Origin of the sequence: Nocardioides sp. (genome assembly GCF_041600255.1) — a bacterium.
Lineage (GTDB): Bacteria > Actinomycetota > Actinomycetes > Propionibacteriales > Nocardioidaceae > Nocardioides.
Genome location: NZ_JBFIKK010000005.1, coordinates 1 through 22,779, shown reverse-complemented (window position 1 = coordinate 22,779; position 22,779 = coordinate 1). Strand labels below are relative to the sequence as shown.

General features: G+C 71.4%; 22 protein-coding genes and 1 pseudogene. 18 read left to right on the top strand and 5 right to left on the bottom strand.

What is annotated here, in order from left to right:
• Positions 1 to 8: 8 nt before the first annotated feature.
• Entirely contained in the window at positions 9 to 203 is a 195-nt protein-coding gene (locus tag ABZE72_RS01215) for a hypothetical protein (RefSeq protein WP_372727184.1), read from the bottom strand.
• On the opposite strand from ABZE72_RS01215, the gene ABZE72_RS01210 reads away from it, so the two are divergent.
• From ABZE72_RS01210 to menD, 3 genes are read left to right on the top strand one after another with little or no spacing between them, the layout of a single operon-like run.
• Positions 202 to 1,227: an AMP-binding protein gene (locus tag ABZE72_RS01210; RefSeq protein WP_372727183.1), complete on the top strand. Its 1,026-nt coding sequence runs from the start codon at positions 202 to 204 to the stop codon at positions 1,225 to 1,227. The genes ABZE72_RS01215 and ABZE72_RS01210 overlap by 2 nt on opposite strands.
• On the top strand, positions 1,224 to 2,192 hold the full coding sequence (locus ABZE72_RS01205) for an o-succinylbenzoate synthase (protein WP_372727182.1): 969 nt from the start codon (positions 1,224 to 1,226) through the stop codon (positions 2,190 to 2,192). The genes ABZE72_RS01210 and ABZE72_RS01205 overlap by 4 nt, the downstream gene beginning before the upstream one ends.
• Entirely contained in the window at positions 2,189 to 3,799 is a 1,611-nt protein-coding gene (menD, locus tag ABZE72_RS01200) for a 2-succinyl-5-enolpyruvyl-6-hydroxy-3-cyclohexene-1-carboxylic-acid synthase (protein WP_372727181.1), read from the top strand. Before ABZE72_RS01205 ends, menD begins: the two co-directional genes overlap by 4 nt.
• A gap of 60 nt (positions 3,800 to 3,859) precedes the next feature.
• Here the strand turns inward: menD and ABZE72_RS01195 are convergent, their stop codons facing one another.
• Together ABZE72_RS01195 and ABZE72_RS01190 are read right to left on the bottom strand one after the other, a co-directional pair.
• Positions 3,860 to 5,056 (bottom strand): cytochrome P450, encoded by a 1,197-nt coding sequence (locus ABZE72_RS01195; RefSeq protein ID WP_372727180.1) that lies wholly within the window; start codon positions 5,054 to 5,056, stop codon positions 3,860 to 3,862.
• Positions 5,053 to 5,538, bottom strand: coding sequence for an N-acetyltransferase family protein (locus tag ABZE72_RS01190; RefSeq protein ID WP_372727179.1), 486 nt, complete (start codon positions 5,536 to 5,538; stop codon positions 5,053 to 5,055). The genes ABZE72_RS01195 and ABZE72_RS01190 overlap by 4 nt, the downstream gene beginning before the upstream one ends.
• Before the next feature lie 142 nt (positions 5,539 to 5,680).
• Here ABZE72_RS01190 and ABZE72_RS01185 point away from each other — a divergent pair, with 142 nt between their 5' ends.
• A complete protein-coding gene (locus ABZE72_RS01185) occupies positions 5,681 to 6,319 on the top strand; it encodes an MBL fold metallo-hydrolase (protein WP_372727178.1) in 639 nt (212 codons plus the stop codon).
• Between the two features lie 104 nt (positions 6,320 to 6,423).
• On the opposite strand, the gene ABZE72_RS01180 is transcribed toward ABZE72_RS01185, so the two are convergent.
• Together ABZE72_RS01180 and ABZE72_RS01175 are read right to left on the bottom strand one after the other, a co-directional pair.
• The gene (locus ABZE72_RS01180; protein ID WP_372727177.1) at positions 6,424 to 7,710 is read right to left on the bottom strand and encodes an isochorismate synthase MenF; all 1,287 of its coding nucleotides are present in this window, start codon (positions 7,708 to 7,710) and stop codon (positions 6,424 to 6,426) included.
• A 47-nt stretch (positions 7,711 to 7,757) separates the two neighbouring features.
• Entirely contained in the window at positions 7,758 to 8,858 is a 1,101-nt protein-coding gene (locus ABZE72_RS01175) for a peptidoglycan-binding protein (RefSeq protein ID WP_372727176.1), read from the bottom strand.
• 120 nt (positions 8,859 to 8,978) lie between these two features.
• Here ABZE72_RS01175 and ABZE72_RS01170 point away from each other — a divergent pair, with 120 nt between their 5' ends.
• The 14 genes and pseudogenes from ABZE72_RS01170 to ABZE72_RS01105 all read left to right on the top strand — a co-directional run.
• Complete coding sequence (locus tag ABZE72_RS01170) at positions 8,979 to 9,674, top strand: demethylmenaquinone methyltransferase (protein ID WP_372727213.1); 696 nt, start codon at positions 8,979 to 8,981, stop codon at positions 9,672 to 9,674.
• Positions 9,675 to 9,885: 211 nt separating this feature from the next.
• Positions 9,886 to 10,245 carry an NADH-quinone oxidoreductase subunit A gene (locus tag ABZE72_RS01165; RefSeq protein WP_372727175.1) on the top strand — a complete coding sequence of 120 codons (360 nt, stop codon included), beginning with the start codon at positions 9,886 to 9,888 and terminating at the stop codon, positions 10,243 to 10,245.
• A 46-nt stretch (positions 10,246 to 10,291) separates the two neighbouring features.
• Entirely contained in the window at positions 10,292 to 10,846 is a 555-nt protein-coding gene (locus ABZE72_RS01160; protein ID WP_372727174.1) for an NADH-quinone oxidoreductase subunit B family protein, read from the top strand.
• Complete coding sequence (locus tag ABZE72_RS01155) at positions 10,843 to 11,589, top strand: NADH-quinone oxidoreductase subunit C (protein WP_372727173.1); 747 nt, start codon at positions 10,843 to 10,845, stop codon at positions 11,587 to 11,589. Before ABZE72_RS01160 ends, ABZE72_RS01155 begins: the two co-directional genes overlap by 4 nt.
• A gap of 26 nt (positions 11,590 to 11,615) precedes the next feature.
• On the top strand, positions 11,616 to 12,959 hold the full coding sequence (locus ABZE72_RS01150) for an NADH-quinone oxidoreductase subunit D (protein WP_372727212.1): 1,344 nt from the start codon (positions 11,616 to 11,618) through the stop codon (positions 12,957 to 12,959).
• Positions 12,956 to 13,780, top strand: a complete 825-nt coding sequence (gene nuoE / locus ABZE72_RS01145; RefSeq protein ID WP_372727172.1) for an NADH-quinone oxidoreductase subunit NuoE — start codon at positions 12,956 to 12,958, stop codon at positions 13,778 to 13,780. The genes ABZE72_RS01150 and nuoE overlap by 4 nt, the downstream gene beginning before the upstream one ends.
• Positions 13,777 to 15,093 carry an NADH-quinone oxidoreductase subunit NuoF gene (gene nuoF / locus ABZE72_RS01140; RefSeq protein WP_372727171.1) on the top strand — a complete coding sequence of 439 codons (1,317 nt, stop codon included), beginning with the start codon at positions 13,777 to 13,779 and terminating at the stop codon, positions 15,091 to 15,093. Before nuoE ends, nuoF begins: the two co-directional genes overlap by 4 nt.
• Positions 15,090 to 17,510 carry an NADH-quinone oxidoreductase subunit G gene (locus ABZE72_RS01135; RefSeq protein WP_372727170.1) on the top strand — a complete coding sequence of 807 codons (2,421 nt, stop codon included), beginning with the start codon at positions 15,090 to 15,092 and terminating at the stop codon, positions 17,508 to 17,510. Before nuoF ends, ABZE72_RS01135 begins: the two co-directional genes overlap by 4 nt.
• Positions 17,511 to 17,515: 5 nt before the next feature.
• Entirely contained in the window at positions 17,516 to 18,859 is a 1,344-nt protein-coding gene (nuoH, locus tag ABZE72_RS01130; protein WP_372727211.1) for an NADH-quinone oxidoreductase subunit NuoH, read from the top strand.
• Complete coding sequence (gene nuoI, locus ABZE72_RS01125; RefSeq protein ID WP_372727169.1) at positions 18,859 to 19,419, top strand: NADH-quinone oxidoreductase subunit NuoI; 561 nt, start codon at positions 18,859 to 18,861, stop codon at positions 19,417 to 19,419. Before nuoH ends, nuoI begins: the two co-directional genes overlap by 1 nt.
• The gene (locus tag ABZE72_RS01120; RefSeq protein ID WP_372727168.1) at positions 19,416 to 20,252 is read left to right on the top strand and encodes an NADH-quinone oxidoreductase subunit J; all 837 of its coding nucleotides are present in this window, start codon (positions 19,416 to 19,418) and stop codon (positions 20,250 to 20,252) included. The genes nuoI and ABZE72_RS01120 overlap by 4 nt, the downstream gene beginning before the upstream one ends.
• The gene (nuoK, locus tag ABZE72_RS01115; protein WP_372727167.1) at positions 20,249 to 20,548 is read left to right on the top strand and encodes an NADH-quinone oxidoreductase subunit NuoK; all 300 of its coding nucleotides are present in this window, start codon (positions 20,249 to 20,251) and stop codon (positions 20,546 to 20,548) included. The genes ABZE72_RS01120 and nuoK overlap by 4 nt, the downstream gene beginning before the upstream one ends.
• A 13-nt stretch (positions 20,549 to 20,561) precedes the next feature.
• Entirely contained in the window at positions 20,562 to 22,529 is a 1,968-nt protein-coding gene (gene nuoL / locus ABZE72_RS01110) for an NADH-quinone oxidoreductase subunit L (protein ID WP_372727166.1), read from the top strand.
• Positions 22,526 to 22,779 (top strand): annotated as a pseudogene (locus ABZE72_RS01105) (NADH-quinone oxidoreductase subunit M); the annotation flags it as partial. The gene nuoL and the pseudogene ABZE72_RS01105, both read left to right, overlap by 4 nt.

The following is a 22,779-nucleotide window of genomic DNA, read 5'->3' as shown; positions in this document are numbered from 1 at the left end:
GCAGGAATTCAAGCAGGTGCGCCCGGCGCCGGGCTCGCCGAGCCACCCACGGCTGCGGCGTACAGCCCGCTCAGGTGCTGCCAGGCGACCACAGTGTTGGTACGGCGCTGCTCGCCGCCGGCACCCAGCCGGGCGATGCCCTGCTGGGCGAGCCGGACCACCGTGTGCGATCCCTGCTCAGCCGGTGCGAGGATGCCTGACATGGATTTCCTCCGCCCGGTGAGCGGCCCCACCCGCGACGTCGTGGCGGCTCTCGCGGACTGGCTCGACGCCCCCGAGGAGCCGGCCCCGCTGGTCGTGGAGACCTCCGGCTCGACCGGCCGACCCAAGCAGGTCCAGCTCTCCCGGCGGGCGGTGCTGGCCTCGGTGATGACCAGTCGCCGTCGGCTCGGGGCGTCCGGCCCGTGGCTGCTCGCGCTGCCGGCGTCGTACGTCGCGGGGGTGCAGGTGATCTGTCGGTCCCTGGTCGCCGGGCACGCGCCCACCCTGCTCGAGGAGCATGCGTCGTTCGCCGAGGCGGCCGACGCCCTGGGGGAGGGGGACCGGTTCGTCTCCCTGGTGCCCACCCAGCTCCACCGGCTGCTCGACACGGCCGAGGGCGAGGAGGCGCTGTGCACCTTCCACACCGTCCTGCTCGGGGGTGGCCCGATCGACCCGTCTCTGCGTGTGCGGGCGGCCAAGGCGGGGGTCCGGATCGTCGCGACGTACGGGTCGGCGGAGACCGCCGGTGGCTGCGTGTACGACGGGCTGCCGCTGGACGGGGTCGGCCTGGCTCTCGGCCCCGACGGCCGGATCCGGATCGCCGGTCCCACGCTCTTCGACGGGTATGCCGACGACCCGGTGCTGACCGAGCAGGTGCTTGTCGACGGGTGGTTCCACACCGCGGATGCCGGCCGGTTCGACGAGGACGGCCGGCTGGTGGTGCTGGGTCGGCTCGACGACGTCGTGGTCAGCGGCGGCGTCAACGTGCCCACCCCCGCGGTGGCCGCCCGCCTGCGCCAGCACCCGGACGTGACCGCCGCCGAGGTGCTGGGCATCCCCGATGACGAGTGGGGGATGCGGGTGGTGGCCTTCGTGGTCGGTGACCTGACGCTCGAGCAGGCGCGCGACTGGGTCGGCCAGGTGCACCCCCGGACCTGGGCGCCCCGCTCCGTCGTCGCGCTGGCGGAGATGCCCCTGCTCGACAACGGCAAGCCCGACCGGCTGCGGCTGCGGTCCCTGGCATGAGCCCCAGCGTCTTCTCGATCCCGATGCGCACCCGCTTCCGCGGGATCACCGTGCGTGAGGGCGTGCTGCTCCGCGGCGACGCCGGGTGGGGGGAGTGGAGCCCCTTCCTCGAGTACGACGCCGCCACCGCCGAGCCCTGGTTGCGGTGCGCCGAGGAGGCCGCCGCCGGCGACTGGCCGGCACCGCTGCGGGCCTCGATCCCGGTCAACGTGACCGTGCCCGCCGTCGGTCCCGAGCGGGCCGCGGCGATCGTGGTCGACGGCGGGTGCCGGACCGCCAAGGTCAAGGTGGCCGAGCCCGGCCAGAGCCTCGCCGAGGACCAGGCGCGTCTGGAGGCGGTGCGTGACGCGATCGGGCCGACGGGTCGGATCCGGGTCGACGCCAACGGTGGCTGGGACGTCGAGACCGCGGTCGCCTCGATCGGGGTGCTCGACCGAGCCGCCGCAGGGTTGGAGTACGTCGAGCAACCCTGCGCCAGCGTCGAGGAACTCGCCGCCGTACGACGCCGGGTCGACGTACCGATCGCGGCGGACGAGTCGATCCGGCGTGCCGCCGACCCCTACCGGGTGCGCGACCTGGCGGCGGCCGACATCGCGGTGCTGAAGGTGCAGCCGCTCGGCGGCGTCCGTGCCTGCCTGCGGATCGCCGAGGAGATCGGCCTGCCGGTCGTGGTCTCCTCCGCGTTGGAGACCTCGGTCGGGATCGCCGCCGGGCTGGCGCTCGCGGCCGCGTTGCCGGAGCTGCCGCATGCGTGCGGGCTCGCGACCGTGCAGCTGCTCGAGGGTGACCCGGCCGTCTCGCCGTTGCTGCCGGTCGACGGCGCCCTGCCGGTCGGGGCCCCCGTCGTGGACGAGGCGGCCCTGGCCGGGCTGTCCGCGCACCCTGATCGGGTCGCGCACTGGACGGCCCGGCTGGCCGAGGTGCGCGCGCTCCGGGCGACCATGCGACAGGATCGACGATCGTGACCAACCCTGCCACCCAGCTGGCCCGCGCCGTGGTCTCCGCGCTGATCGAGGCGGGCCTCACCGACGTGGTGATCGCGCCCGGCTCCCGCAACGCCCCGCTCTCCTTCGCGGCGTACGACGCTGCTGAGGCGGGGCTGCTCCGGCTGCACACGCGGATCGACGAGCGCTCCGCCGGTTTCCTCGCGCTGGGCCTGACCCGGGGCGGCGCTCGCACGGCGGTGATCTGCACCTCCGGGACGGCGGTGGCCAACCTGCACCCGGCCGTGCTGGAGGCCGCGCATGCCGCGGTGCCGCTGGTGGTGGTCAGCGCCGACCGGCCGGCCCGGCTGCGGGGCACCAGCGCCAACCAGACCACCGACCACCTGGGCCTCTTCGGTCCGCTGGTCGCCACCACGAACCTCGCCGATGCCGCCGAGACCGCGGAGGTCGCCGGGCTGCTGGACGCCCTCGGGGGTGCCGCCGGCCCGCTGCACCTGAACGTCCAGCTCGACGAGCCGCTGCTGCCCGACGACACCTGGTCGCCGGGCGTGGTGCGCGCCGAGCGGTCGGCGCGGGCGGCTCGTCCGGAGCCGACGCTGCTGCGGTTCGGCCCGCGCACGGTGGTGGTGGCCGGGGACGACGCGGGACCGCCCGCCCGGGTGTTGGCCGAGCAGGCGGGCTGGCCGCTGCTGGCCGAGCCGACCAGTGGCTCCCGGACGGGGGACCATGCGCTGCGCTGCTACCGCCTGCTGCTCGACGGCGAGCTCGGCCGGCGGATCGAGCGGGTGGTCGTGGCGGGGCATCCCACGCTGAGCCGTCCCGTCGCCCGGTTGCTCGGTCGCGCCGACGTCGAGGTGCTGGAGATCCCGGCCGCGGGCGCCTGGGCGGAGCGGCCGTTCCGGGTGGAGGCCCGGGCCGACGCGTGGGCGGTGGAGGGTACGGACGATCCCGCCTGGCTGGCCGAGTGGCGCGAGGCGGACGCCTCGGTGGCCCGCCAGCTGGACCGGCTGCTGGCCTCGGAGCCCGAGCTGACCCCGCACGAGGTCGCGGGTGCGGTGAGTCGCGCCGTACCACCCAGCGGGCTGCTCGTGGTGGGCGCCTCGAGCCCGATCCGGGACCTGGACCTGATGGTGGCGCACTACGAGGTGGGGGATCGGCGCAAGGTGATCGCCAACCGCGGGCTGGCCGGTATCGACGGCGTGGTCTCGACCGCGATCGGGGCCGCCCTGGGGCGCACGCACGGCAGCCGGAACCTGGCGCTGATGGGGGACGTGACGTTCCTGCACGACGCGAACGGGCTGCTGCTCGGGCCGGCCGAGGCCCGGCCGGACCTGACGATCGTGGTGGTCAACGACGACGGTGGCTCGATCTTCACGATGCTCGAGCAGGGGGCGCCCGAGCACGCGGACCGGTTCGAGGCGCTCTTCGGCACCCCGCACGGGGTGGACCTGGCCAGCCTCTGCGCCGCCACCCGGACCCCGCACTGGAAGGTCGACTCGCTCGGCGAGCTGGAGCACGCCCTGGCCAGCCCGAACGGAGGCATCGAGGTCGTCGAGGCCGTCGTACGACGCGACAACCGCCGCGAGCTGGACGCCCGGATCCGGGCGCTGGCGCCCCTTCCCCTGTAACGCGGGGTTATTGACGCTGAACAAGGCGCCTCAGGGGCCCTCAGCGGCAACAACCCCGCGTCACACCGGCAGGGTGGGCGTGAACCGGATCGGGAATCGAACCGCACCGGTGTTGCCCGAGACAGGCAGCCAGTCGCCCGGGCCGTCCGGCTGCGCATCGGGCATCCGGCGGGCGAGCAGCGGTAGCGCCACCGCCATGTCCGTACGCGCGACGAAGTGCCCCAGACAGTGGTGCACGCCGGCTCCGAAGCCGAGGTGGGGCGGCCGCTGCTCGCTGATGTCGAACGCCGGGTCCGGCATCGCGGCCGGGTCGGTGCCCGCAGCATGCGAGAGCATCTGCACGATCCCACCGCGGGGGATCTGCAGCCCCTGGAACTCCACGTCCTCGAGCGCCTCGCGGGTCACCCAGGTGACGGTCGGATTCACCCGCATCACCTCCTCGACGGCGTTGCCCCCGAGGTCGGGCCGCTCGGCGAGCAGGCGCCACTGGTCGGGGTGGCGCAGCAGGGTCTGGAGAGCCAGCCCGAGCTGGTTGCGCGTGGTCTCCATCCCGGCGAAGGCGAGGAAGACCAGCGCCACCCCGAGCTCGTGGCGGCTCAGCCCGTCGGCCTCCTGGGCCTGGACGAGCGTGCTGACCAGGTCGTCGCGAGGGCGCGCCCGGCGGTCGTCGATCACCCGGTCCAGGTGGCCGTGCAGTCCCTCGAGCGCTGCCTCGATCCGGGGGACCTGGTGGCCCACGTCGATCGAGAACGACGCCCCCAGGTCGTCGGCCCACCGAGCCACCTGCGGCCAGTCCTCCTCGGGCAGGCCGAGCAGGACGCAGATGATCCGGGCGGCGTACGGCTCGGCGAACTCGCTGATGAACTCCACCTCGCCGCGGCCGGCGAACCCGTCGATCAGCTCGTCGGCCAACGCCTGGAAGCGCGGCCGCATCGCCGCGATGGTCCGGTTGCGGAACGCCGGCATCAGCAGGCGGCGCAGTCGGGCGTGGTCCTCGCCCTCGAGGCTGAGCAGGGTCTCCTGCCACCAGTCGGAGAAGAGGCCGGAGTGAATGCCGTTCTGCTCCGGCCAGCGGGCGTTCCCCTGACGGAAGCGTCGGTCGCGGAGCAGCGCGCCCGCTTCGGCGTACCGCAGGACTGCCCAGCCCCAGTTGGTCTCGACGTACCAGTCCTCGTCGCGGGCGGCGTGCACCTCGGGTGAGGTCACGTCGAACGTCGGGTCGCCGAGGTCGAAGCGTCGTGCTGGGGGAGGCGTCATCGCCGGACCATCCGCACGTGGCGGCCCTCGTCGGCGTCGCTGACCTGGCCGTCCGGGCGGAAGCCCTGGCGCTCGTAGAACCGGATCGCGCGGTCGTTGCCCTCGAGCACGCAGAGGTACGCCGGGTGCTCGCCGATGGCGGCCTGCAGCAGCGCGTGGCCGACGCCCGTGCCCCAGTGGGCGGCCCGGACGTAGAGCGCCCAGACCTCCAGCTCGGCCGGTGCGTCCTCGTCCCGGGCGGGGCCGGCGGTGGCGAACCCGACCAGGCCGTCGGTGGTCTCGGCGAGCAGCGTCTCCCGCTCGGCCAGGTTGGCCCGCCACTTCTCGATCCGGGCTGGTACGTCGGCCCGGCGCGCGCCGAGCAGGGCTCGGTCGACGAGGCCGGCGTACGCGTCGTCCCAGCAGTCGAGGTGCAGGTGGGTCAGTGCCTCGGCGTCGTCCGGGGTGGCCGGGCGGATGACGACGTCGGCGGGCAGGATCATCCGGGCATCGTAGGCACCGGACCCTGCGGCTGTAACGCGGTGTTCTGGACGCTGAGTGCCCCGCCGAGGGGGCACTCAGCGTCAACAGCACCGCGCCACAGCGACGGGCGCCCGGCGGTCAGCCCGGATTACTGTGGTCGGCATGCGGATCACGAAGTTCGGTCATGCGTGTGTCCGGGTCGAGCATGAGGGGCGCGTGGTCGTCATCGATCCGGGGGTCTTCACCGAGGTCGAGGCGGTCGACGGCGCGCATTCGGTGCTGATCACCCATGAGCACCCCGACCACTACCTGCCCGATCACCTGCGCGCGACCGATGCCCGGATCTTCACGATCGATGCCGTCGCGGCCCGGATCCGCGAGGAGGCGCCGGACCTCCTCGAGCGGGTGAGCGTGGTGTCGCCGGGGGAGACGTTCGACCCGGGCATTCCGACCCGGGCGGTGGGGGAGTTGCACGCGGTGATCCACCCCGAGTTCCCGCGTTTCTTCAACTCCGGCTACGTGCTGAGCGCGGGGTCGGAGAAGGTGTACCACCCCGGGGATGCACTCACCGCCCCCGGCGAGGAGGTCGACGTGCTCTGCGTCCCGGTCTCGGCGCCGTGGATGCGGGCCGCGGAGGCCATCGACTTCGCGCGGCAGGTGGGGGCGCCGCGCAATCTGGCGATCCACGACCGGGTCTACTCCGAGGCCGGGCTCACGATCGTGGACGGGCACATGAACGCGTTTCTGCCGCAGGCCGGTCAGGCGTACGTGCGGGTGGGTGACGGGGCTGATCTGGGCTGATCGGGTGCAGGTTCATCACGGTATGCAGCCGAACCATCACTTCCCGTGCTCTGTGCGCCACGGGAAGCGCGGGTTGATCTGCATCCCTTGATGAACCTGCAGGCTCAGCCGCCCAGCGCGTCCCGCACCGGCACGAACTTCGCCTGCGACTCGGCCAGCTCCGACTCGGGGTCCGAGTCCGCCACGACCCCGCACCCCGCGAACAACCGCACCGTGGAGCCCTCGATCGCCGCCGACCGCAGGGCGATCCCCCACTCGCCGTCGCCCGAGGAGTCCATCCAGCCGACCGGCCCCGCATAGCGCCCCCGGTCCATCTGCTCGATCTGCGAGATCAGCGCCGTTGCCACCGTCGTCGGCGTACCGCCCACCGCGGCCGACGGGTGCAGCGCCTCCGCCAGCTGCAGCGACGACACCGTCTCGGCGTCGTGCACCACCCCGGCCACATCGGTGGCCAGGTGCATCACGTTCGGCAGGTGCAGCACGAACGGCGCCTCCGGCACGTTCATCGACGAGCAGTGCGGGTCCAGCGCATCGGCGACCGAGCGGACGGCGTACTCATGCTCCTCCAGGTCCTTCGACGACCGGGCCAGCGTCGCTGCCAGCGCCAGGTCGCGCTCGTCGTCACCGGTACGACGGATCGTCCCGGCGAGAACCCGCGAGGTCACCAGCCCCCGCTCGCGGCGCACCAGCATCTCCGGGGTCGCACCGAACATGCCGTCGACGTGGAAGGTCCAACACATCGGGTAGGTCTCGGTCAGCCGGCGCAGCGGCCAGCGCACGTCGATCGGGGTGGTCGTGGTGGCGATCAGGTCGCGGGCCAGCACGACCTTCTCCAGGTCGCCCGCACCGATCCGCTCGACGGCGTCGGCGACGACCCCCATCCAGCGTTCGCTGTCCAGGGCGCCGTCGGCGAAGCTCACCTCGGCCGGAGCCGCCGGCGCCTCCGCGCGCAGCACCGGACCGACGAACCGCTGCTCGTCCGCGCCCGCCTCCTCGACCGTGGTCAGCCAGGCGGTGTCACCGCGGCGACCCACGACGACCTTCGGTACGACGAGCACCGAGTCACCGGGCTCGTCGGCGAACGCGAAGGAGCCGAAGCAGACCAGACCCGTCCCCGGCTCGACGATCTCGTCGACCACGTCGGCCCGGCTCGTGGTCTCGCTCCACCACTTCACGGCGTCCGCGAAGCGGGTCGGACCCTGGGTTCGCACGACAGCGGCCACGCCCCAGCCGATCAGGCCCTCGTCGCGGCGGAGCCAGGTGACGGGATGGTCGCTGGGCAGGAGCTCCACCAGGGCGTCCGCGCTGGGCAGGTCGAGCCGGGTGGTGCGTACGACGAGTCCGTCTGCGGGTACCGGCGTCGGGGCGTCGGGCGTCGCACTGCTCGTCACGAGGAGTCAGCGTACGCCGCCGCCGGTTCCGCCGAGGTCGGGCCCGGTCAGGACCAGTAGACGATCACGGTGTCGCCGACCCGTACCTGGTCGTACACCGCGGCGAGTGCCGACCGGTCCCGGACGTTGACGCACCCGTGCGACGCGCCGTTGTAACCGACCGCCGCGAAGTCCGAGGAGTAGTGCACGGCCTGACCGCGCGAGAAGAACATCGCGTAGGGCATGGCCGAGCCGTAGAGCTTCGAGACGTGGTCGGCGTTCTTCCACTCGACCCGGAAGCGGCCCTCGCGGGTCGGCGTCGAGGCGCCGCCGAAGCGGACGTCGACGGTGCTGAGCACGTCGCCGTCGACCACCCAGCGCAGGGTGCGGCTGGTCTTGTCGATGCAGAGCACCCGCCCGGTCCGGCACCGCTCGTCGAGGCTGCCGGGGGCGTTGCCCAGGTTGTGCTTGGCCGCGTGCGACGGCGTCGAGGTCATCGCGTGCAGCCGGTCCAGGGTGCGCTGGTCGACCTCGCCGGTCACCGGGATCTCCCGCTTCGCCTGGAAACCTCGTACGGCGGCGGTGGTCGCCGCGTCGTAGGTGCCGGTGACCGTGCCCACGAGCCACTGGATCGCGACCAGCCGGGCCTGCAGGTCGCGGACCGCCTCGCCGGAGGCGCCGGGCGCCAGCAGGGCAGGGCCGGGCCGGAAGATGTTCAGCAGCTGAGCCCGGGTGGGCTGCTCGGTCATCGCGACCAGGCGTCGCCACGTTCGCTGGTCGACCCGACCCGTGGTCGGCAGCCCGCGCTTGGCCTGGAAGCCGCGGACGGCGGCCTCGGTGGCCGGGTCGTAGCGGCCGGTGGTGGTCTCCGGCAGCCAGCCGATCTGGTGCAGGCGAGCCTGCAGCGCGCGCACCGGCGTTCCCGAGCTGTCCGCGTCGAGCCGGATGCTCGGCCTCGGCTTCTCGGTGGGGTCGGGGGAGTCGGTCGGCGACGGTGTCGGCGAGTCGGACGCCCCCGACCTGGGCGGGGGCACCTTCCCGCGGTCGGCATCAGCGCCCCGTGCCGCGCCTCCGGTCGGCTCCCGCAGGACCCATCCAGCCCCGTAGGCGCCTCCGGTCAGGAGGGCCACGGCCAGGACGGCCACCAGCAGTGTGCGCAGTGCTCGCATCGACATTCCTTCGTTCGACGTCGTTCCAGTGTCGGGGGGAAGACGTGATCCGGGCGGCGTTGGTTGCTCTCGGCGCAGGTTGTGACCGAAGCGTGACCGGCCGAGGCGGTTGCGTAGTCTCTGCGCGTGGCCCGAGCAGAGCTGGACAAGCAACCGACCGACGTACGCCGGATGTTCGACGCGGTTGCGCGTCGCTACGACGTGACCAACGACGTGCTCTCGCTGGGCCAGGACCGACGCTGGCGCCACGACGTCATCGCGGCCGTCGACCCGCAGCCCGGGGAGGTCGTGCTCGACCTCGCCGCCGGCACGGGGACCTCGAGCCAGCCGTTCGCCGACCGGGGCGCCCGGGTCGTACCGTGCGACTTCTCGCTGGGCATGCTCCGCGTCGGCAAGAAGGCGCGTCCGCACCTGCCGTTCACCGCCGGTGACGGCACGCAGCTCCCGTTCGCCGACGACACCTTCGACGCGGTGACGATCTCGTTCGGGCTGCGCAACATCGTGGACCCGCTGGCCGGCCTGCGCGAGATGCTCCGGGTGACCAGGCCCGGTGGGCGCCTGGTGGTGTGCGAGTTCAGCCACCCGACCTGGTCGCCGTTCCGCACGCTGTACCTGGAGTACCTGATGAAGGCGCTGCCGGCGATCGCGCGCGGGGTCTCCTCCTCGCCGGACGCCTACGTGTACCTCGCCGAGTCGATCCGGGCCTGGCCCGACCAGGACGGGTTGGCGGCCCTGGTCGCCGAGGCCGGTTGGCAGCGTCCCGAGTGGCGCAACCTCTCCGGCGGCATCGTCGCGCTGCACCGCGCCACCGCGTAGTCCGCGGCGTCCGGCGGAGCTGCCGCGGGAGATTTTGACAACGCCGATGTGCAGTAAATGCGCAGGTGGGAGCCGTTTCCGGTCGGGGCGACCCCGGGGTGCGGGCAGTGAACGGGAGTGGCAGACTGTGTCCCGCGCCACTTAGTGATTCAGTTCACAAAGTCACAAGCCCCCGGCGGGTGGCCCCCGCGGACGGAAGGAAGTCTGGCCCATGGAGCTCTACACGCCAGTGCTCGTACTGGCTCTCCTCGCGGCGGCTTTCGCCATCGGCTCGATCGTGATGAGCGCCGTGGTCGGCCCCAAGCGCTACAACCGTGCCCGCCTCGACTCCTACGAGTGCGGCATCGAGCCCACTCCGCAGCCCGTCGGCGGCGGCCGTTTCCCGGTGAAGTACTACATCACCGCGATGCTCTTCATCGTCTTCGACATCGAGATCGTCTTCCTCTACCCGTGGGCGGTCCGCTTCGACGCCCTGGGCTGGTTCGGTCTCGCCGAGATGGTCGTCTTCATCGCCACCGTCTTCGTGGCCTACACCTACGTCTGGCGCCGCGGAGGTCTCGAGTGGGACTGACCGTCGACTCCGGCAACGACCAGCACACCAGGACAGGGATCAGCTGATGGGTATCGAGGAGAAGCTCCCCAGTGGCGTTCTGCTCACGACCGTCGAGGGCGTGGCGGGCTACATGCGCAAGGCGTCCTTCTGGCCGGCCACCTTCGGCCTGGCCTGCTGCGCCATCGAGATGATGACCTCGGGCGGGCCCAAGTACGACCTCGCCCGCTTCGGCATGGAGGTCTTCCGGGCCAGCCCCCGCCAGGCCGACCTGATGATCGTCGCCGGGCGGGTCAGTCAGAAGATGGCGCCCGTCCTGCGCCAGATCTACGACCAGATGGCCGAGCCCAAGTGGGTGCTCGCGATGGGCGTCTGCGCCAGCAGCGGCGGCATGTTCAACAACTACGCGATCGTCCAGGGCGTCGACCACATCGTGCCCGTCGACATGTACCTGCCCGGCTGTCCGCCGCGGCCGGAGATGCTGATCGACGCGATCCTCAAGCTGCACGACCAGGTCCAGCAGGGCAAGCTCGGCGCGAACCGTCGCGAGCAGATCATGGAGCGCGAGACCGCCGCGCTCCGGGCGCTGCCCACCTCCGAGATGCGCGGGATGCTGCGATGAGCGACGAGAACAAGACCGAGACCACCGAGCAGGGCCCCGACGAGTCGGCGGCCCACTTCCCGGAGAACGTGCCCGCCCCGACCGGCGAGGTCGGCCAGGTCGGCGTACGCCGCGGCATGTTCGGCGTCAGCGGCACCGGCGACACCTCCGGCTACGGCGGCCTGGTCAAGGCCGTGGCCTGGCCCGGTCCCAGCGAGCGCCCCTACGGCGGCTGGTTCGACGAGGTGGCCGACGCCCTCGAGTCCCGGCTCGCCGCCGACGGCGTGAGCGAGGCCGTCCAGCGGGTGGTCGTCCACCGCGGTGAGATCACCTTCCACGTCGCCCGCGATCACCTGCCCGTGGTGGCCCGCGCCCTGCGCGACGACGCGGCGCTGCGCTTCGAGTTCTGCGCGGGTGTGAGCGGCGTGCACTACCCCGAGGACACCGGCCGCGAGCTGCACGCGGTCTACCACCTGCTCTCGATGACCCACAACCGTCGGATCCGGCTCGAGGTCACCGCCCCGGACGCCGACCCGCACATCCCGTCGATCGTGGCGACCTACCCCACGAACGACTGGCACGAGCGGGAGACGTACGACATGTTCGGCATCGTCTTCGACGGTCACCCGGCCCTCACCCGGATCCTGATGCCCGACGACTGGCCGGGCCACCCGCAGCGCAAGGACTACCCCTTGGGCGGCATCCCCGTGGAGTACAAGGGCGGCACGATCCCGCCGCCCGACCAGCGGAGGTCCTACAACTGATGGCAACGAACACTTCTGGCGAGGGCATGCCCACCGAGAACCCCGACATGTACGCCGGCACCTCCGAGACCTCCGAGGGTCGTGTCTTCACGGTCACCGGCCAGGACTGGGACTCCATCTCCCAGGGCCTCGGTGAGGCCGCCGAGGAGCGGGTCGTGGTCAACATGGGCCCGCAGCACCCCTCCACCCACGGCGTGCTCCGGCTGATCCTGGAGCTCGAGGGCGAGACGGTCACCGAGGCCCGCTGCGGCATCGGCTACCTGCACACCGGCATCGAGAAGAACATGGAGTTCCGCTCCTGGGTGCAGGGCGTCACCTTCTGCACCCGGATGGACTACCTCAGCCCGTTCTACAACGAGATGTCCTACGTGCTCGGCACCGAGCGTCTCCTCGACATCGAGGACGACATCCCGGAGAAGGCCCAGGTCATGCGGGTCCTGCTCATGGAGCTCAACCGGATCTCCTCGCACCTGGTGGCGATCGCCACCGGCGGCATGGAGATCGGTGCGCTGACCGTGATGACGATCGGCTTCCGCGAGCGCGAGCTCGTCCTCGACCTCTTCGAGCTGATCACCGGACTGCGCATGAACCACGCGTTCATCCGCCCCGGTGGCGTCGCCCAGGACCTCCCGCCCGGCGCCCTGGACGAGATCCGCGACTTCGTCGCCTTGATGAAGAAGCGGCTCCCGGAGTACGCCGACCTCTGCAACGCCAACCCGATCTTCAAGGCCCGCCTCGTCGACGTCGGCCACCTCGACCTCGAGGGCTGCCTGGCGCTCGGGCTCTCCGGTCCGCCGCTGCGCGCCACCGGCTACCCGTGGGACCTGCGCAAGACCCAGCCGTACTCGGGCTACGAGGACTACGACTTCGAGGTCCAGACCTGGGACACCTGCGACTCCTACGGCCGCTTCCGGATCCGGCTCGCCGAGATGTGGGAGTCGCTGAAGATCGTCGAGCAGGCCACCAAGCGCCTCGCCGGCCTCGAGGGCGCGCCGGTGATGGTCGCCGACAAGAAGATCGCCTGGCCCAGCCAGCTCGCGATCGGCACCGACGGCATGGGCAACAGCCTCGACCACATCCGCCACATCATGGGCGAGTCGATGGAGGGGCTGATCCACCACTTCAAGCTCGTCACCGAGGGCTTCCGGGTCCCGGCCGGCCAGGCCTACGTCCCGGTCGAGTCGCCGCGCGGCGAGCTGGGGGCGCACGTCGTCTCCGACGGGGGCACCCGCCCCTTCCGGGCGCACTTCCGCGACCCGTCCTTCTCCAACCTCCAGGCCACGAGCGTGATGAGCGAGGGCGGCATGGTCGCCGACGTCATCGTCGCGATCGCGTCCATCGACCCCGTGATGGGAGGGGTCGACCGATGAGCGCCCTGACGGACCACGACGGCTCCACCGGGCTCAGCGAGACGACGTACGCCGAGCTCCGCGAGATCGCCGCGCGCTACCCCCAGGCCCGCTCGGGTCTGCTGCCGATGCTGCACCTGGTGCAGTCGGCCGAAGGTCGGATCACCCCGGCCGGGATCGAGGCCTGCGCCGAGATCCTCGACATCACCGCGGCCGAGGTCAGCGGGGTGGCGACGTTCTACACGATGTACAAGCGCAAGCCGGTCGGCGACTACCACGTCGGCGTCTGCACCAACACGCTCTGCGCGGTGATGGGCGGCGACGCGATCTTCGAGCGGCTCAAGGAGCACCTCGACGTCGGGAACGACGAGACCACCGAGGACGGCAAGGTCACCCTCGAGCACATCGAGTGCAACGCCGCCTGCGACTTCGCCCCGGTGATGACGGTCAACTGGGAGTTCATGGACAACATGACCCCCGAGTCCGCCACCCAGCTCGTCGACGACCTGCGCTCCGGCGTCGAGGTCAGCTCGACCCGTGGCCCACGGATCTGCACCTGGCGCGAGGCCGAGCGGGTGCTCGCCGGCTTCCCCGACGGCCGCCACGACGAGGGGCCGTCGGCCGGGGGCCCGTCCCTGGTCGGCCGCGAGCTCGCGCGGGCGAACGGGTGGACCGCCCCCGAGGCGCCCCAGCCGGCGGCGCTCGGTGGCCCCGCCTCCGGTGCCGAGGGCGCCGCCGAGGCGGCCGACACCTCGCGCGCCGAGTCGGAGACCAAGGTCGAGGAGTCCGGTGCCGAGGCCGTGCACGAGGACGACACCGCGAACGCCAAGGGTGACGAATGACTGAGATCGACATGCTGACCCCGGTGCTCACCGACAACTGGGGCGACGAGCGCAGCTGGACCCTCGAGGCCTACACCGCCCAGGGCGGCTACCGGGCGCTCGCCCGGGCCCTGACGATGGCGCAGGACGACATCATCGCCGAGGTCAAGGACTCCGGCCTGCGCGGTCGTGGCGGCGCCGGCTTCCCGACCGGGATGAAGTGGGGCTTCATCCCGCAGGACAACCCCAAGCCCAAGTACCTCGTGGTGAACGCCGACGAGTCCGAGCCGGGCACCTGCAAGGACGTCCCGCTGATGATGGCCAGCCCGCACACGCTGGTCGAGGGCGTCATCATCAGCTCGTTCGCGATCCGCGCCAACACCGCCTTCATCTACGTGCGCGGCGAGGTGCTGCACGTCGTACGACGTCTGCAGCAGGCGGTCCGGGAGGCGTACGACGCCGGACACCTCGGCACCGACATCCACGGCTCCGGCTACGACCTCGACCTGGTCGTGCACGCCGGTGCGGGTGCCTACATCTGCGGCGAGGAGACCGCCCTGCTCGACTCCCTCGAGGGGCGTCGCGGCCAACCCCGGCTGCGGCCGCCGTTCCCGGCCGTCGCCGGCCTCTACGCCAGCCCGACCGTGATCAACAACGTCGAGTCGATCGCCTCGGTGCCCAGCATCATCGCGAACGGGCCGGACTGGTTCGCCTCGATGGGGACCGACAAGTCCAAGGGCTACGGCATCTTCTCGCTGTCCGGGCACGTCACGAAGCCGGGCCAGTACGAGGCCCCGCTCGGGATCACCCTGCGCGAGCTGATCGACCTGGCCGGCGGCATCCGCCAGGGCCACGAGCTGAAGTTCTGGACGCCCGGCGGCTCGAGCACCCCGATCCTCACCGCCGAGCACCTCGACGTGCCGCTCGACTTCGAGGCGATCGGGGCGGCCGGCTCGATGCTCGGCACCCGCGCGCTGCAGATCTTCGACGAGACCACCTGCGTGGTGCGGGCGGTGCTGCGCTGGACCGAGTTCTACAAGCACGAGTCCTGCGGCAAGTGCACCCCGTGCCGCGAGGGCACGTGGTGGCTGGTCCAGACGCTCGGCGCCCTCGAGCGCGGCCAGGGCAGCGAGGCCGACCTCGACCTGCTGCTCGACCAGTGCGACAACATCCTCGGCCGCTCCTTCTGCGCCCTCGCCGACGGTGCGGTCAGCCCGATCACCAGCTCCATCAAGTACTTCCGTGAGGAGTACGTCGCCCACCTCACCCACGGCGGCTGCCCCTTCGACCCGGCCGCCTCGACGGTCTTCGCACCCGCAGGAGCGACGGCATGACCACGACGCCCGACACGACCGAGAACGACGTCGACCTCGTCACCCTCACCATCGACGGGATCCAGGTCAGCGTCCCCGCCGACACCCTGGTGATCCGGGCCGCCGAGGAGGTGGGCGTCCAGATCCCGCGGTTCTGCGACCACCCGCTGCTCGCCCCGGTCGGCGCCTGCCGGCAGTGCCTGGTCGACGTACCCGACGCGGGCAACGGCCGTGGCTTCCCCAAGCCGCAGGCCTCCTGCACGATCACCGTCGCCGAGGGCATGGTCGTCAACACCCAGGCCACCAGTCCGGTCGCGGACAAGGCCCAGCAGGGGATCATGGAGTTCCTCCTGATCAACCACCCGCTGGACTGCCCGGTCTGCGACAAGGGCGGCGAGTGCCCCCTGCAGAACCAGGCCATGAGCAACGGCCGCGGCGAGTCCCGGTTCGCGGCCTCCGGCGGGGTCAAGCGCACGTTCCCCAAGCCGATCAACATCTCCGCCCAGGTGCTCCTGGACCGCGAACGCTGCGTGCTCTGCGCCCGCTGCACCCGCTTCTCCGAGCAGATCGCCGGCGACCCCTTCATCGCGCTCATCGAGCGGGGTGCCCTGCAGCAGGTGGGCATCTACGAGAAGGAGCCGTTCGAGTCGTACTTCTCGGGCAACACGATCCAGATCTGCCCGGTCGGCGCGCTCACCAGTGCCGAGTACCGCTTCCGCTCGCGGCCCTTCGACCTGGTCTCCTCGCCGGGTGTCGCCGAGCACGACGCCTGTGGCTCCGCGATCCGGACCGATCACCGTCGGGGCAAGGTCATGCGCCGCCTCGCCGGCAACGACCCGGAGGTCAACGAGGAGTGGATCACCGACAAGGACCGCTTCGCGTTCACCTACGCCACCGCCCCCGACCGGCTCGCCCACCCGCAGGTCCGTGACGAGGACGGCCAGCTGCGCCCCGCCTCGTGGACCGAGGCGTTCGCCGTCGCCGCCCGCGGGCTGCGCGCGGCCGGCGCCTCCGCCGTCCTCACCGGTGGTCGCCTCACCGGGGAGGACGCCTTCGCCTACGCGAAGTTCGCCCGGGTCGCGCTCGGCACGAACGACATCGACTTCCGGGCCCGGCCGCTCTCGAGCGAGGAGGCATCCTTCCTGGCCTCCGACGTCGTGCTCACCTGCGCGGTCACCTACGCCGACCTCGAGGACGCCTCCACGGTCGTGCTGGCCGGACTGGAGCCCGAGGACGAGGCAGGCGCGATCTTCCTGCGCCTGCGCAAGGCAGCCCTGAAGACCGGGGCCGAGCACACCCGGGTGCTGTCGATCGCCCCCTTCGCCTCGCGCGGTCTGCGCAAGATGAAGGGCGAGCTGATCGCCACCGCCCCCGGGGACGAGGCGAACGCCCTCGACGCCCTGGTCGAGCACGCGAACGCCGGTCTCGACGCGTCCTCGGTGATCCTGGTCGGGGAGCGCCTGGCCACCTCGCCGGGCGCGCTCGCCGCTGCCAGCCGCCTGGCCCGTCGTACCGGAGCCCGGCTCGCCTGGGTGCCGCGTCGCGCCGGCGACCGGGGCGCGGTGGAGATGGGCTGCCTGCCCAACCTGCTGCCCGGTGGCCGCCCGGTCGCCGACGCCGCCGCCCGGGTCGACGCCGCCACCACCTGGGGCGTCTCCTCGCTGCCCGACGCCGTGGGCCGCGACGCCGACCAGATCGTGGCCGCACTGCTCTCGGGCGAGCTCGGCGGCCTGGTGGTCGCCGGGGTGGACCCGGACGACACCGCCGACCCCGCCGCCATGCGCGCCGCCCTCGACGCGGCCCGCTTCGTGGTCTCGCTCGAGCTGCGCGAGACCGACGTGACCCGGGTGGCCGACGTCGTCTTCCCGGTGGCTCCGGTCACCGACCGAGCCGGCCTCTTCGTGAACTGGGAGGGTCGCCCGCGGCCCTTCGAGGCGGTCTTCACCAACCCGCACTCGCTGCCCGACCTGCGGGTGCTCTCCGGCATCGCCGAGGAGCTCGGCGCACCGCTCGGCTTCCGCACCGTCGCCGAGGCCCGCGTCCAGATCGAGGAGATGGGGCCCTGGGACGGTCCCCGTGCCGAGGTCGCCGCCGCTCCCGGGCTCGCCGCCTCGGCCCTGCTCGACGCCACCGGCGAGCGCACGCTGCGGCTGGCCACCTGGAAGCAGATGATCGACAACGGCTCGATGCAGGACGGCGAGGCGGCCCTGCGGGCCACCGCCCGTCCGCCGGTCGCGCTGCTCGGTCAGCGGCTCTTCGACCAGGTCGGGCCCACGGTCGTCGTCACCGGTGACCGTGGCTCGATGACGCTGCCGGCCGAGGTGGCCGACATCGTCGACGGCGTGGTCTGGCTGCCGGCCAACTCGTTCGGTCGGGGCGTGCTCGCCGACCTGGCCTCACCCGGTTCCCCGGTCAGCGTGAAGGAGGCGACCCCGTGATCTCGATGCTCACCGTTCCCGCCGTGGCCGCCTTCGCGGCCAACGGGCTCGAGGCCTTCGGCAAGGACCCCTTCTGGGTGATCCTGCTCAAGGCCGGCCTGATCTTCCTGGTCCTGGTGCTGCTCACCCTCTTCAACATCTGGTGGGAGCGCCGGGTCGTGGCCCGGATGCAGAACCGGATCGGTCCGAACGTGAACGGCCCCTTCGGTCTGCTCCAGTCGCTCGCCGACGGCGTGAAGCTGGCGCTCAAGGAGGACCTGATCCCAACGGCCGCCGACAAGGTGGTCTTCGTGCTGGCCCCGGTGATCGCGGTGATCCCGGCGTTCATCACGTTCTCGGTGATCCCGTTCGGGCCCGAGGTCAAGATCCCGTTCAGCGACGTGACCACGCCGCTGCAGCTCACCGACATGCCGGTCGCGGTCCTCTTCGTGATGGCGATCGCCTCGGTCGGCATCTACGGCATCGTGCTCGGCGGCTGGTCCAGCGGCTCGACGTACTCGCTGCTGGGCGGTCTGCGCTCGGGAGCGCAGATGATCTCCTACGAGGTCGCGATGGGCCTCGCGCTGGTCGCCGTCTTCCTGTACGCCGGCTCGATGTCCACCTCGGAGATCGTCGCCGCCCAGGAGCAGTTCTGGTTCGGTCTGATCCTGGCGCCGTCGTTCGTGATCTACGCGATCTCGATGGTCGGCGAGGTCAACCGCGCGCCGTTCGACCTGCCCGAGGCCGAGGGCGAGCTCGTCGGTGGTTTCCACACCGAGTACTCGTCGCTGAAGTTCGCGCTCTTCTTCCTCGCCGAGTACATCAACATGGCCACGGTCTCCGCCCTCGCCACCACCCTCTTCCTCGGCGGCTGGCGCGCACCGTGGGGCGTCGTCCACCTCTGGCCCGGGGCCAACGAGGGCTACTGGCCGGTGCTGTGGTTCTTCGGCAAGATGCTCTTCTTCATCTTCCTGTTCATCTGGCTGCGCGGCTCGCTGCCCCGTCTGCGCTACGACCAGTTCATGGCGTTCGGCTGGAAGCGGCTCATCCCGATCTCGTTGGTCTGGATCCTGGCCGTCGCCTCGGTCCGGGCGATCTCGCTGGAGGGCGGCATCGACCGCCGCTACCTGCTCATGGGCGTCGGGGTCGTCCTGATCCTCTTCCTGGTCATGTTCTTCGTCGGGGAGAAGGAGGAGTCCGAGAACCTCACCGCGGACGCGGAGGTCCAGCCGACCTCGTTCGGCGGCTTCCCGGTTCCCCCGATGCCTGCCGGCGGGGCCGTGCGCGGTCCCGCCCAACCCCTCACGTTCGACACCGGCTCCCGTGTGAGCAGCACCGCCAGCACCCCTGGTGCCGGGGAGGAGATCTGATGGCCGACCCACGCACGATGAAGGAACAGTTCTGGGACCCGGTCGCGGGTTTCGGGGTCACCTTCCGCACCATGTTCCGGAAGGTGGTCACCGAGCAGTACCCCTTCGAGAAGCTCCCCACGGCTCCCCGCTTCCACGGCCGGCACCAGCTCAACCGCTGGCCCGACGGGCTGGAGAAGTGCATCGGCTGCGAGCTGTGCGCCTGGGCCTGCCCGGCGGACGCGATCTACGTCGAGGGCGCCTCGAACACCGAGGAGGAGCGGTACAGCCCCGGTGAGCGCTACGGCCGGGTCTACCAGATCAACTACCTGCGCTGCATCCTGTGCGGGCTCTGCATCGAGGCCTGCCCGACCCGGGCGCTCACGATGACCAACGAGTACGAGCTCGCCGACGACAACCGTGCGGACCTCATCTACGAGAAGTCCGACCTGCTCGCACCGCTGCTGCCCGGCATGGAGCAGCCCCCGCACCCGATGCGTCTGGGCGACGACGAAGGTGCCTACTACCGCGGCACCTACGCCGCGCCCGCGCCCGGCCAGAAGGCAGGAGACCCCCTGTGACCGCGTTCTGGGTCCTCGCCCCGATCATGGTGATCGCGGCGCTGGGCATCCTCTTCGTGCGCAAGGCCGTGCACGCCGCCCTGCTGCTGGCGGTCGTGATGATCAGCCTGGCCGTCCTGTACGCCGTGCTGGAGGCGCCGTTCCTCTTCGCGGTGCAGATCATCGTCTACACCGGCGCGATCCTGATGCTCTTCCTGTTCGTGCTGATGCTCGTGGGGGTCGACGCCTCGGACTCGGTGGTGGAGACGATCCGCGGTCAGCGGGTGATGGCGATCGGGCTCGGGCTGCTGCTCGGCACGGTGCTGGTCATCGCGCTCGGCCAGATCTCCCTGGGCGCCGCGATCGGGCTGACCGAGGCCAACGCCGGGGGCAACATCGAGGGCCTCGCGGACATCATGTTCTCCCGCTACGTCTTCGCGTTCGAGACCACCAGCGCGCTGCTGATCACCGCCGCGATGGGGGCGATGGTGCTGGCGCACCGGGAGCGGCTGACCCCGAAGGCCACCCAGGCCTCGCTGGCCGCCCAGCGGATGCGCGACTACGCCGACAAGGGCACCCACCCGGGTCCGCTGCCGCCTCCCGGCGTCTTCGCCCGGCACAACGCGGTCGACACCCCCGCGCTGCTGCCCGACGGCACGGCGTCCGAGGCCTCGATCTCGCGGGTGCTGGCCGCCCGTGGCACGGTCCGCTCCGCCCCGGCGCTCGCCGACCAGGTCGAGCAGGTCCAGCGTGCGATGGAGGGCACCGCGGAGTCGGGCACGCCCACCGATGCTCCCGGGCCCGCCACGGGTGAAGGCCCCGCCCCGGCCAGCACCGAGGAGGACCCGGCATGAACATCGAGCCCTACATCGTCCTCTCGGCGATCCTGTTCACGATCGGCTGCGTGGGCGTGCTCACCCGCCGCAACGCGATCGTGGTGTTCATGTGCGTCGAGCTGATGCTCAACGCCTCGAACCTCGCGCTCGTCGCCTTCGCTCGTCAGCACGGCAACCTCGACGGTCAGATCGCCGCCTTCTTCGTGATGGTGGTGGCGGCAGCCGAGGTCGTGGTCGGACTGGCGATCATCATGACCATCTTCCGGACTCGTCGCTCGGCCTCGGTCGACGACGCGAGCCTGCTGAAGTACTGAGGTGCTCTGGTCCATGTCTCCTTCACCCACGGCCGTCCTGACGGCCTTCGTGCCCGGTTCCAGCGAGTCGGTGTCGATCCCCGTGGTCGACCCGTCGGCTGCCGACGGTGTCTTCAGCCTGCTCTGGCTGGTCATCGCCCTGCCTCTGGCGGGTGCAGCGATCCTGCTGCTCGGCGGGCGGCGTACCGACCGCTGGGGTCACCTGCTCGGTACGGCGACGGCCGCGCTGTCGTTCCTGCTGAGCGCCGCGCTCTTCATCGCCCTGCTGGGGCGTGACAGCGCGGACCGCCAGATCAGCCAGCACCTCTACCAGTGGTTCCAGGCCGGCAGCCTCGACGTCGGCATGGACCTGCTCTACGACCCGCTCTCGGCGCTCTTCCTGATGCTGATCACCGGTGTCGGCTCGCTGATCCACGTCTACTCCATCGGCTACATGGAGCACGACCCGCGCCGGCGCCGGTTCTTCGCCTACCTCAACCTCTTCGTCGCCGCCATGCTCATGCTGGTGCTCGCCGAGAACTACCTCGGCCTGTTCCTGGGCTGGGAGGGCGTCGGCCTCGCGTCGTACCTGCTGATCGGCTTCTGGCAGCACAAGCCGAGCGCGGCGGCTGCGGCCAAGAAGGCGTTCGTGGTCAACCGGGTCGGTGACATCGGGATGTCGCTGGCGATCATGCTGATGTTCGTCACCTTCGGCACCACGAGCTTCTCCGGCATCAGCCAGGCCGCCGGCGGCGCTTCGGACTTCACGCTGAACTCCCTCGGGCTGTTGCTCCTGCTCGGCGCCTGCGGCAAGTCCGCCCAGGTGCCGCTCCAGTCGTGGCTGCTCGACGCGATGGAGGGCCCGACCCCGGTCTCGGCCCTGATCCACGCCGCGACCATGGTGACGGCGGGTGTCTACCTGATCGTCCGGTCCAACTTCCTCTTCGAGCTCGCCCCGACGGCCCAGACCGCTGTCGTGGTCGTCGCCGTGGTCACGCTCCTGTGGGGCGCGATCATCGGGTGCGCCAAGGACGACATCAAGAAGGCGCTCGCCGGCTCCACGATGAGCCAGATCGGCTACATGATGCTCGGCGCCGGTCTCGGCCCGGCCGGCTACGCCTTCGCGATCTTCCACCTGCTCACCCACGGTTTCTTCAAGGCCAACATGTTCCTCGGGGCCGGCTCGGTGATGCACGGCATGAACGACGACGTCGACATGCGTCGCTACGGCGCCATCCGGATGGCCATGCCGATCACGTTCCTGACCTTCGCGATGGGCTACCTCGCGATCATCGGCTTCCCCGGCTTCTCCGGGTTCTGGTCGAAGGACAAGATCATCGAGACCGCGCTCGAGGCCAACCTGCTCGTCGGGCTCTGCGCGCTGCTGGGCGCCGGTCTGACCGGTTTCTACATGACCCGGCTGATGCTGATGACCTTCTTCACCGAGAAGCGTTGGCGTGACGGCGTGGAGCCGCACGAGTCGCCCTCGGTGATGACCGTCCCGCTGATCGTGCTCGCCGCGCTCTCCCTGCTCGGCGGTCTGCTGCTCGCGGGTCACTGGATCGTGGACTTCCTGGCCCCGGTGGTCGGCGTGGTGCCCGAGCACGACCCGACCATCCCGCCGATCGTGGTCACGCTGCTGGCCGTGCTCGTGGTGGCCGTCGGTGTGGCCACGGCCTGGCTGCTGGTCGGCTCGAAGCCCGTCCCGACCACGCCGCCCGAGGACGTGCGGTTCCCGGTCCGGGCCGCACGTGCCGACCTGTACGGCGATGACATCAACGAGCACCTGGTCGTCAACCCGTCGCGGCACCTGGTGGCCGGCCTGCTCCGCTTCGACCGGAGCGGGGTCGACGGTGCCCTGACCGGTGGCCCGGTGGCGATCGGCGCCATCGCCGGCCAGCTGCGCCGGCTCCAGAACGGCTTCGTCCGCTCCTATGCCCTCTCCCTGCTCGGCGGCGTGCTGCTCGTCGTCCTGGCCCTCCTGGCGGTGAACCTCGCATGACCGACTTCCCCTGGTTGACCGCGCTGATCCTGGTCCCGCTCGTCGGGGCCCTGGTGGTGGCGTTCGCGCCGGCGCCCGCGGGATCCCCGCTGCCGAAGCAGATCGGGCTCGGTGTCTCGGGCCTGACGCTGCTGATCGGTGCCGTGGTCGCGCTGCTCTTCGATGCCGGCGACGGCATGCAGCTGACCGAGACCCACGAGTGGATCGGCGCCCTGGGCGTGCACTACGCCCTCGGCGTCGACGGGCTGGG

What these genes read in the sequence shown, in the direction of transcription:
- ABZE72_RS01195 (WP_372727180.1), bottom strand. Translation starts at nt 5,056, where the DNA reads ATGACGCCTCCCCCAGCACGACGCTTCGACCTCGGCGACCCGACGTTC.
- ABZE72_RS01185 (WP_372727178.1), top strand. Translation starts at nt 5,681, where the DNA reads ATGCGGATCACGAAGTTCGGTCATGCGTGTGTCCGGGTCGAGCATGAG.
- ABZE72_RS01175 (WP_372727176.1), bottom strand. Translation starts at nt 8,858, where the DNA reads ATGCGAGCACTGCGCACACTGCTGGTGGCCGTCCTGGCCGTGGCCCTC.
- nuoH (WP_372727211.1), top strand. Translation starts at nt 17,516, where the DNA reads ATGCTCACCGTTCCCGCCGTGGCCGCCTTCGCGGCCAACGGGCTCGAG.
- ABZE72_RS01135 (WP_372727170.1), top strand. Translation starts at nt 15,090, where the DNA reads ATGACCACGACGCCCGACACGACCGAGAACGACGTCGACCTCGTCACC.
- ABZE72_RS01205 (WP_372727182.1), top strand. Translation starts at nt 1,224, where the DNA reads ATGAGCCCCAGCGTCTTCTCGATCCCGATGCGCACCCGCTTCCGCGGG.
- ABZE72_RS01165 (WP_372727175.1), top strand. Translation starts at nt 9,886, where the DNA reads ATGGAGCTCTACACGCCAGTGCTCGTACTGGCTCTCCTCGCGGCGGCT.
- nuoI (WP_372727169.1), top strand. Translation starts at nt 18,859, where the DNA reads ATGGCCGACCCACGCACGATGAAGGAACAGTTCTGGGACCCGGTCGCG.
- ABZE72_RS01160 (WP_372727174.1), top strand. Translation starts at nt 10,292, where the DNA reads ATGGGTATCGAGGAGAAGCTCCCCAGTGGCGTTCTGCTCACGACCGTC.
- nuoK (WP_372727167.1), top strand. Translation starts at nt 20,249, where the DNA reads ATGAACATCGAGCCCTACATCGTCCTCTCGGCGATCCTGTTCACGATC.
- ABZE72_RS01210 (WP_372727183.1), top strand. Translation starts at nt 202, where the DNA reads ATGGATTTCCTCCGCCCGGTGAGCGGCCCCACCCGCGACGTCGTGGCG.
- ABZE72_RS01150 (WP_372727212.1), top strand. Translation starts at nt 11,616, where the DNA reads ATGCCCACCGAGAACCCCGACATGTACGCCGGCACCTCCGAGACCTCC.
- nuoE (WP_372727172.1), top strand. Translation starts at nt 12,956, where the DNA reads ATGAGCGCCCTGACGGACCACGACGGCTCCACCGGGCTCAGCGAGACG.
- ABZE72_RS01215 (WP_372727184.1), bottom strand. Translation starts at nt 203, where the DNA reads ATGTCAGGCATCCTCGCACCGGCTGAGCAGGGATCGCACACGGTGGTC.
- nuoL (WP_372727166.1), top strand. Translation starts at nt 20,562, where the DNA reads ATGTCTCCTTCACCCACGGCCGTCCTGACGGCCTTCGTGCCCGGTTCC.
- ABZE72_RS01190 (WP_372727179.1), bottom strand. Translation starts at nt 5,538, where the DNA reads ATGATCCTGCCCGCCGACGTCGTCATCCGCCCGGCCACCCCGGACGAC.
- nuoF (WP_372727171.1), top strand. Translation starts at nt 13,777, where the DNA reads ATGACTGAGATCGACATGCTGACCCCGGTGCTCACCGACAACTGGGGC.
- ABZE72_RS01155 (WP_372727173.1), top strand. Translation starts at nt 10,843, where the DNA reads ATGAGCGACGAGAACAAGACCGAGACCACCGAGCAGGGCCCCGACGAG.